Below are 8,896 nucleotides of genomic sequence, written 5' to 3'. Positions count from 1 at the left end.
AACTTTGCCGACCCCCTGGTGGGTTATCCTTGCCATCGTCTGGAGAGTTCTTCGGGTATCAGGGTGTCGGGCGGAACCCGAAGCTCTTAGAGTCACTGTGGAACTGACTTTCCGTTCCCGAGTCGAAGACGTGCGAGTTCGTGGTCTTCGCGTCTAGGTACACGGTGATGAGTTCGAGGTTGGAGATGACATGGTTCGCGCCCACGGCGTTCTGGTCACCATGTTTAATTCGGAATACCGTTGGGACGGCTCCAGCTGGACGGAGCCGCTCCGGAGGGATGATCAGGGTCACATGGTTAGCCATGATGGTATTTCCATCGCCGTTGACCTGCACTACCCCAAAGTCATCGTCAAGTCCATTGCTAACGTCGACAAACGGCGGGAATCCTTCGACCTGGCGCTCGAACATGTTGGACGAGATAAGGTTCTCCTTGCAAGTTCCTTCAAGGGTCACCATACCGGCGTAGAACGAGTGCATCCTGTTGGAGGACACGTTTGTCCTGAAGCAGTCGCGCAGGTGGACCGAGTCGATCCCCCGTGGGAAGATGTTGTTCCCGCTGATGAGTAGGCCGTTGTGGTTCTCCGCGAACAGTGAGTAACCGTGTGGGCCGGCACCAATGTGGTTGTCGCATACTCTCGTTGCCTGTCCTGCTCCGAGGAGCTCGACACAGTTACCGCACTCGGTCAGAAAGTTGCCCGAGACGTCGAGGGCGTCAGCGCCATGGACGATGAGTGCGTGTTCGAGATACACCATCCCCATGTCCCGCACTCGGCAGGCGTCGTTATCCGTCTCGATCAAGATTCCCGTCTTGCCGTTGTTGTAGGAGTTCTCGTCGGAGCCGAACGACGTGCCGTCGAGGCAGAAGTTCTCAAAGACGACTGCGCCTATCCTGGGAGAACCCTCGCGCGTCACGATGAAGGCCTCGCCGTTACCGTCAGTGTTCTCGACCCGCACATGGCTGGATCCCGGGTTGAGCTCGTGCCATGATGAGGTGTCAGCCGTGTTGTAACGGATGGACAGTGAACTGAATCCGTGGCCTGATCCGCGAATTGTCAGGTTGCTGATGTCGATGACGACACGCGTTTTCAGCGAGTAGTCGCCCGGCGGAATGTAGATGACGGCACCGGGCCTAGCCGCCTGGTCGGACTGGGTGGACTTAATGTCCGTGATCATTGCGTTAATGACCGCTCCGATGTCGTCATAAACGTTGAGAGACTTTCCTTGAGGATTCCAGTCCGTCACATCATACACGGTTGCCATGTCATGATCCTTCTGTGTTGATTCGTGTGGAGTGTGGTCATGGGTACTACAGGAGACCCACGTGGGGCTGTGACCGACGCGTGCGGCCGGCGGTGACCACCATTGGGACTGGAATGGAAGAGCGACTCGGCCCGGTTCTGGGCGCTGCTGAGCTCTTCGGTGCTCCTGCCAGGCCGCCGACTGCCAGCGTTGTTATGGTTGCTGTACCGGTGCGAAGAGCGGCGCGCCGTGTCAGCAGGACGTAGGTGCGCATGTGCTACCTCCTTTCGTGAGTGAGATTGATTGGGGGCTACTCCGAGGGTCGGTCGCCGGATCGTTCCGGTTTTGAACCGGTGCTGGATAGCCTTGGACGGTGAATTGCTGACGTCCTACGCCCGTGAACCCGCGGTGGATCCCGGCCGACTCATGCGCGGGTGCGAGGCGCAGCCACTGAGCGACGACGCACGAGGGGGCACGACAGCACTGCTGAATCAGAACCGTCCGCCGCGATGTATTCTTCATCGTCGTGCATGAGCATCGAGATGAGCCGCTGGGTCGCCCATCGCCCCATGTCATAGTGGGGCAGGGCGACGGTCGTCAGTGCGGGGAATAGACCTTCGGCGATGATTTCCTGATTGTCGAAGCCGACGATCGATAGATCGTCAGGGATGCGCAGTCCCAGCTCCGCCGCCGCGCGATAGGCGCCCATCGCCATACGGTCGTTGTAGCAGAACAGTGCGGTTACCTCCCTGTCCCTGCTCAGGAGCTCGAGGGCAGCTTCGTACCCACCCGGCGTCTCCGATGGGCGGGCGACGACGAGCGAGTCGTGAACCGACAGGCCTGCATTGCCTAAGCCCGCTCGATACCCGACGAGTCGACCATGGGTGGCGGGCACATCATCTGTATTCGTGAGGAATCCGATACGGCGGTGCCCGTACTTGATCAATTCCTCGACAGCCGCCTGGGCGCCGGAGGTCTCATCAGGAATAGTCCAGGGGACGCGTGACGCCTCGTCCTGGGAGTCGATGAGGACGGTTGGGACGCTGACGAGTACACCTGGAACCCTGACGACTCGGTGGTACATCGTCGCGTAGAGAACCCCGTCGACAGACTGACGGAGCAGGACATCGGCGTCCCTGTTGACAGTCTCGGGGTCCTGCGTCGTGTTGACCAGAACGATCGTCAACCCGGCCTCACGCGCTACCTCCTGGGCACCCAGGATGATCCGACCAGCGTGAGGCGTCGTCGCGATGTCCTCACTGAGCAGACCGATCATGCCCGATCTCTGTGTCCGCAAGCCGCGAGCCATGCGGTTGGGCTCGTAACCGAGCTGAGCCGCTGCCGCACGTACCCGCTCCCGAGTTGCATCACTCGCACGCGCATAGGGGACTTGATTGAGGATGTGCGACACCGTCGTCACTGAGACGCCAGCCTCACGTGCGACGTCTCGGATTCCCACACTCTTGCGCGCTGTCATGTGACCTGCCTTCTGGGCGTCTTCGCGTTCTCGGGACGATGAGAACACTACTTCTATCTTCTTGTCTCCTCTCGCGGTCGCAGACTGTGACGCGGGCGGGACTGGGTGGGCCGCCTGTTCTGTACCCGGACCTACCGTGCTGCACCGGTCTTCGCCCCGCCTAGACCGTACTGAGGCGTGGGGTGGGGCGGAATGCGTTGGTGGAACGGTCCATCGCCACTTCCTTCTCGGTGCCCGAGTCGAGCACTGTGTTCTTGATCGAGGCTCTGTCCACGCTGATCGTGATGACGTCCAGCGTCGGCAGGTCCGCACTCGACAGCAGTGCGTTGACCTGAGCCTCGAAGGCTGATTCTCCGCTGCTGCGGGCGACGTCGTGGGCGACGACGTGCGTTGCTGAAACGTAGTTCCCCTGCCCTGAGGCGAGCCGTACACCGACGATCTCAGGCCCCGTGGCCGAGGCGGATGAGTCCACTGAGATCGACACGTGGTTGTTGACGATCGTGTTGTCGCTTCCCTCCACGTGGATGATCCCGTAGGAGTCACTGCGTCCGTTAGTCACTTCCAGGAAGGGGGTCCAGGGTTCGTGGTCCCGCAAAAGATGGTTGCCCTCGACGAGATTCTCAGCGCTGTCGTCGGCGAGGATGAGGACTCCCGGGTAGAAAGAGTGGAGACGGTTGGTGCTGACCAGCGAGCGTGTCACACCCGAGAGGTGGACGCTGCTGTCACCGCGGGGAAAGATATTGTTCGTGGCGATGAGTAGACCGCCGTGGTTCTCGGCATAGACGGAGTGGCCTCGTGGGCCGGCTCCGACGAGGTTGTCTGTCACCTTGGAGGCCTGCCCCCAGTCGAGTAACTCGATGCAGTTGCCGCATTCCGCGATAAAGTTGTCGTGGATCGACAACGCATCGGCCTTCCTGATCGTGATGGCGTGCTCGAGGTAGACCAGCCCCATCTGGGAGATCCTGAACGAGTCATTTGGATCCTTGACGTAGATGCCGGTCTTACCGTTCTGGTATGAGTTCTCCGGGTTCTCGCTGACGCCGTCGGGCTCGAAGTGGAGTCCGTCAATACAGAAGCCGGAGAACTCGACTGAACTGAGCCGGGGGCTGCCCTCACGCGTGACGAGGAAGGCTGCTGCCTGCTCCCCACCTCTGGCGGGCGGCAGGTCCACGAGGATCCGGCTGCCTCCCGGCCACAGTTCGTGCAGGTCCTCCCGCTCCTGCGGTGGGATGTTGTAGCGGATACTCGAGGAAGTGAAGCCGTGCCCGGAGCCCTCGATACGCAGATAGCTGATGTCGATGACGGCCTGCGTACGCAGGTGGTAGTCACCGGGCGGGATGACGATGACGGCGCCCGGGCGCCCGCCGTCATCCTTGTCCTTCCATCGCTGGCGGCTCTTGACATCGGTGATGATGCTGTTGATGACGGCACCGATGTCGTCATAAGGGTTTTCTCCAGGCCACTCTGTCACGTCGTACCTGTTGGGTGCGGTCACGGTTTCCTCACTTTTCCTTCTCTTATCGGGCCGGTGTTCGTGCGCGCTCAGCCCTTGACCGCGCCGAGGGTCATGCCGGCGACGATGCGACGCTGCATGAGCATGGTGAGCGCGATGACCGGGAGTGAGTACAGGACGGCGAGCGCGGTCATCGCGCCCCAGTCCAGTCCGAACTGCGTCTGGAAGTTCGCGATGACGATGGGCGTGGTCTGGGAGCGGAAGGCGGTCAGGAGGAGCGAGAAGAGGAACTCGTTCCACGAAGCGAGGAATGCGAAGATGGCGGTCACCGCGATGCCTCCCGAGGTCACCGGCAGGACGACGTGCCACAGGGCACTCAGCCGGCTCGCCCCGTCGATCTTCGCCGCCTCTTCCAGTTCGACGGGGACGGACTCGAAGAAGCTGGACATGAGCCAGATCGACAGAGGCAGGGAGATGGTGACGTGCGCCAGCGCCAGGGCGAAGGTTGTGTCATACAGACCGACGGACTGGAAGATCTGGACCATCGGCACGCCGACGGCGATCGGTGGAACCATCCTCATGACCAGTGCCAGGACGATGAAGATCCGGCTGTAACGGGTGCGGAACCTGGTGACGGCGTACGCCGCCGGAACCGCTAGCAGTAGGGACACCGCCGTGCTCAGGACGGCGGTCATCGTGCCGTTGACCAATGAGGCAAGCACTCCCTCCCGTGACAGCGCCGTCACGTAGTTCTCGGTCGTCCAGTGGCTCGGCAAGATCCTGGGCGGGACGGCGATCGTCTCCAGCGGCGTCTTGAACGACGTTAGAAGCATGTAGAGGAACGGGAATGAATAGAGCAGGACTGTCACGACCAGTACGATCCAGAGAATGATTCTGGTCAGTGGGCGTCTGACCTGGAGGCCTTCCATTAGTTCTCCTCGCTTCCGGGATTCCAGATGGCAAGTACCGCGAGAGAGGCGACTATCATCATGACAACGAGATAGAGGGTGCCCATCGCGCTCGCGAGGCCGGGATCACCGAATCTCACCATCGTGCGATAAATGAGCATGGACATGACCTCTGTGCTGTTCTGGGGGCCGCCATTGGTCTGGATGAGAATGACATCGAAGGCTCGGGCTGCGTCTATGCCGCGGATAATGAGGGCGACGGCAATGACCGGGCGCAGAAGCGGGATGATGATCCGGAACAGGATCGTTGGGGCACGTGCTCCGTCGATTCGTGCCGCCTCGATGACGTCACCGGGAATGTTCTGCAGGCCAGCGAACAAGACGAGGGTCATGAAGGAGGTCGTCAGCCAGATATCTGGGATCGCCACTGAGAACAGGGCGATGTCCGGGTTGCTGAGCCAGGCGATGTCGCTCGCGGAGTCCAGGATGCCAACACGGCTGAGAAGCTCGTTGACGATTCCGAAGTTGTCGATGAGTAGGAACCGCCACAGCAGGCCGGCAACGACCGGGGCGATCATGAGCGGGTACAGGAAGATGGTCCTGAACACCCGCGAGGAATTCCCGATGAGCGAGAACAGCAGCGCGGTCGCCAGACCCAAGCAGAACTCGAATGCAACGACGATGACGGTATAGACCCCGGTCCGCCATGCGGCGTTGCGGAACGCCGAGTTGCCGAACGCTTTGGCGTAGTTGTCCAGGGCGACGAAGGTGCGCTGTCCGGTGACGGGGGCAGTGTTGAAGAAAGAGTCCCACACGAAGGACAGGAGGGGCCAGCCGACGAACACGATGAGGAACACGGTCGCCGGCACCATGAGGAGTGTGGCGAACTGCCGGTCGGAGACTCTCATCCCCCTGTAGCGGGAACGCGCCGGGCGGGCTGTCGTACAGCGCGTCGGTTCCGAGGCGTCAGCCGACAATGTTCTCAACCTCCTTCCTCGCCTTGTTCAGGAGGGCGGCGTTGTCCGCGCCGGGCTCCATCGCCTTTTGGAGCATCGGGACGAGGGCCGTGTCGACGATCTCCTGCCACTGTGGCAGCGCCGGACGCGGCAAGGTGGCCGGTGCGTTGAGGGTCTCAAGCAGGGGCGCGAAGTGCTCGAACCCCTTGTCGTTCTTACGTGCCTCGAGGACTGAGATGCGTGAAGCCAGACCCAGGTTGGTATCGACACTCAGCTCGTTGTGGTCGTACGCATACTGGAGGAACTCGCGTGCCTTGTCCTGCTTGTTGCTTCCTTTGGCGATCGAGAGATACCACGCTCCGGGAACGCCCGCCGGGCCTGCGTCTCCGGCGATCATTGGCGCCACGCCGACGTGCCCGGCGACAGGAGCGTCCTCAGGTACCTGCCGGTAGGCATGCGCCCAGAAACGCATGAGGGCAAGCTGGCCCTGGTTGAAGAGATTCTGGGCTCCGGCCCAGTCGAGCTGGGCGGCGCCGGAGGGCGCATAAGGCAGGAGACTCGTGTAGAAGTCCAGCGCAGCAAGGCTGTTGCTGTTACCCAGGGACACGGTGCCGTCAGGGTCGACTACCAGTCCCTTCGCGCCGGTCTGGGCCAGCGCTGCGAGCCACTCGGTCTCCACGCCACCTTTGACGTCCGTCCCGTATGGGCTGCCCCCCATCGCTTTACTGAAGTACTCAGCGACGTCGTGATACTGCTGCCACGTTGTCGGCGGGACGAGGTCGTAGCCGTAGGTCTGTGTGAAGGCAGTCCGGTGCACCGGGTCCTCCAGCAGGTCAATGCGGTAGTAGAGGATCTCCGTGTTGGTCCACACGGGCATGCCGACGAACGTCCCATCGGGCGCCGCCTCCTTGACGAGCGAGGGGAAGAGGTCGCTCTTGACCGAGTCGGTGAACAGGTCGTCCAGCGGAACGAGGGCACTGCGGAACGCGGGTAGCCAGGTAGCGTCGAGTGCGGCGACGTCGAAGGACACGGCATTGCCCTTGAGCTCGCTGGTTAGACGGTTGTAGAGACCGTCGTAGGGCAGTTCGACGAAGGAGATTGTGGTAGCAGTGTCCTTCTGGAACTGGTCGGCGACAGGCTGAAGCTGTCCGTGCCCTCCGGCCTCAACCAAGACGGTGAGGGACTTGCTGTTAGAGGAGGAACTCCTTCCTCCGACTCCGCACGCGGCCAGAGTGGCCGCAGTGGCGAGACCCAGGCCTCCTGTCAGGACGGTCCGCCTGGTGATGGGTGTGCTCGGTGAGGATCCTCCGGTCGAGGGGCATAAGGGGCTGTTGCGAAGCATCGTTACTTCGCCTCCGATCTTCTTGCGACTCTGCAGGTGGGGAGTGGGGAAAGGGACGTCTGGACGACCCCTCGGGTATGACAATACGTTTTGCCAAAACGTCATGTCAACACCCATACTGGGAACCAGCGTCAACGCGCTTGCCCTACCGCATCAAGGAAGATGACCATGACCTCGCGCCCACGCATCCACTTCACTGCGACATCCGGCTGGATCAACGACCCTCACGGACTGAGCATCGTCAACGGTCGGTATCACCTCTTCTTCCAGTACGTGCCAGACAGCATGGTCTGGACGCCCGCCTGTAGGTGGGGCCACGCCGTCAGCGATGATCTCGTCCACTGGCACGAGCAGCCGATCGCCCTCGAGCCCGGTGACGGCGACGCTGGCGTGTGGTCGGGTTCGGTCGTCCGTGACGAGGATCTGGGGGCGCGCGCCTACTACACCTCGGTCCATGTGCCGGATTTCGGTGTCGGTCGTGTTCGCGTCGCACGTCCCTTGGACCCTGAGTGGGGGCATTGGGCCAAGGAGGACGTCGTTGTTGAGCTGCCGCCTGAACTCGATGCGATCGCGTTCCGAGACCCCTTCGTCTTCCGGGATACCGACTGCTGGCGCATGCTTATCGGCGCGGCACTGAGCGACGGGACCGCGGCCGCGGCCTCGTTCTCCTCATCGGATGGCCACGCGTGGACCTATGACGGCATTGCTGCTTCTCGGTCGAGTGCACAGACGGAGCCGGTGTGGACTGGGACCCTGTGGGAGTGTCCGCAGCTGTTCACGGTGAATGGTCAGGATGTCATGGTGACGTCGGTGTGGGACGCTGATGTCCTCCACTACGTGGTATATGCCACCGGCAGGTGGGAGGACGGCCGCTTCCGCCCCGACACATGGCGTCGGCTGACCTATGGTGAGAGTTACTATGCCCCGTCTTTTTTCCGCGACCGCCAGGGTCGACCGTGCCTGGTCTTCTGGATGCGCGGCGCACTCGACGTGCAGGCCGGCTGGGCCGGGGCGCACAGCGTCGCCTACTGCCTGTCGATGGTCGATGGTGAGTTGGTCATGCGCGTCCATCCCGAGGTAGATGCCGTGGTGGGGGCGCGGGACGGGAGCGAGGGAACGTCGCTGCTCACACAGTGGCACCCCTCAGATGGTGACTTGCGCGTTGGCGATGGATCCAGTGAGGCGACGGTGCTTCACCGTACTTTATCGGGCATCCAGGTCCGACGGGAGGGCGACGCTTCTGTCACCACCCTGCCTGTGCCCTCCGACGCGACCGTCACGCTCGTCGCTGACGGCCCTGTTGTCGAGCTGTGCTGCGGTACGTGCGGATTCGCCATCGCCGCGGGCGCGGACCTCGACGTCCAGCTCATGGACCCGGCGCCCATCGTCGTGCTTTGAGCCCATCGCCCCTCGCCGCCCCTCCCCGACGTGACGCGGCTCAAAGCGGAGATATTGCCCGTGCCCTGGGGGAACCCCCACCTTCCTCCATAGACTGTGCCGCGGTAGCCCGCCGTCATCGC

7 protein-coding genes and 1 pseudogene are annotated in these 8,896 nt (G+C 62.2%); 1 reads left to right on the top strand and 7 read right to left on the bottom strand.

Annotated features, from left to right (window positions below):
• Window positions 1-58 precede the first annotated feature (58 nt).
• The 7 genes and pseudogenes from BKH20_RS13075 to BKH20_RS13050 all read right to left on the bottom strand — a co-directional run bounded on the left by BKH20_RS13075 (window position 59) and on the right by BKH20_RS13050 (window position 7,205).
• Window positions 59-1,261, bottom strand: coding sequence for a NosD domain-containing protein (locus BKH20_RS13075; RefSeq protein WP_075391419.1), 1,203 nt, complete (start codon window positions 1,259-1,261; stop codon window positions 59-61).
• Window positions 1,262-1,664: 403 nt separating this feature from the next.
• Window positions 1,665-2,516 (bottom strand): substrate-binding domain-containing protein, encoded by an 852-nt coding sequence (locus BKH20_RS13070; RefSeq protein WP_256693191.1) that lies wholly within the window; start codon window positions 2,514-2,516, stop codon window positions 1,665-1,667.
• 48 nt (window positions 2,517-2,564) lie between these two features.
• Window positions 2,565-2,717, bottom strand: a pseudogene (locus tag BKH20_RS15080) (LacI family DNA-binding transcriptional regulator); the annotation flags it as partial.
• A gap of 160 nt (window positions 2,718-2,877) precedes the next feature.
• Window positions 2,878-4,188, bottom strand: a complete 1,311-nt coding sequence (locus BKH20_RS13065; protein ID WP_218638171.1) for a NosD domain-containing protein — start codon at window positions 4,186-4,188, stop codon at window positions 2,878-2,880.
• 71 nt (window positions 4,189-4,259) lie between these two features.
• On the bottom strand, window positions 4,260-5,039 hold the full coding sequence (locus BKH20_RS13060) for a carbohydrate ABC transporter permease (protein ID WP_218638170.1): 780 nt from the start codon (window positions 5,037-5,039) through the stop codon (window positions 4,260-4,262).
• Window positions 5,040-5,098: 59 nt separating this feature from the next.
• The gene (locus BKH20_RS13055; protein ID WP_218638169.1) at window positions 5,099-5,947 is read right to left on the bottom strand and encodes a carbohydrate ABC transporter permease; all 849 of its coding nucleotides are present in this window, start codon (window positions 5,945-5,947) and stop codon (window positions 5,099-5,101) included.
• 97 nt (window positions 5,948-6,044) lie between these two features.
• Window positions 6,045-7,205, bottom strand: a complete 1,161-nt coding sequence (locus tag BKH20_RS13050) for an extracellular solute-binding protein (RefSeq protein WP_218638168.1) — start codon at window positions 7,203-7,205, stop codon at window positions 6,045-6,047.
• 339 nt (window positions 7,206-7,544) lie between these two features.
• Between BKH20_RS13050 and BKH20_RS13045 the strand changes: the two genes are divergently transcribed.
• Complete coding sequence (locus tag BKH20_RS13045; RefSeq protein WP_075391413.1) at window positions 7,545-8,774, top strand: glycoside hydrolase family 32 protein; 1,230 nt, start codon at window positions 7,545-7,547, stop codon at window positions 8,772-8,774.
• Window positions 8,775-8,896: the final 122 nt, after the last annotated feature.

Source organism: Actinomyces oris (genome assembly GCF_001937445.1).
GTDB lineage: Bacteria > Actinomycetota > Actinomycetes > Actinomycetales > Actinomycetaceae > Actinomyces > Actinomyces acetigenes.
This window is presented reverse-complemented; position numbering and strand designations above follow the sequence as displayed.

Bases quoted from the DNA above. Each gene is read 5' to 3' on its own strand.
- BKH20_RS13045 (WP_075391413.1), top strand. From the start codon at position 7,545: ATGACCTCGCGCCCACGCATCCACTTCACTGCGACATCCGGCTGGATC.
- BKH20_RS13070 (WP_256693191.1), bottom strand. From the start codon at position 2,516: ATGATCGGTCTGCTCAGTGAGGACATCGCGACGACGCCTCACGCTGGT.
- BKH20_RS13075 (WP_075391419.1), bottom strand. From the start codon at position 1,261: ATGGCAACCGTGTATGATGTGACGGACTGGAATCCTCAAGGAAAGTCT.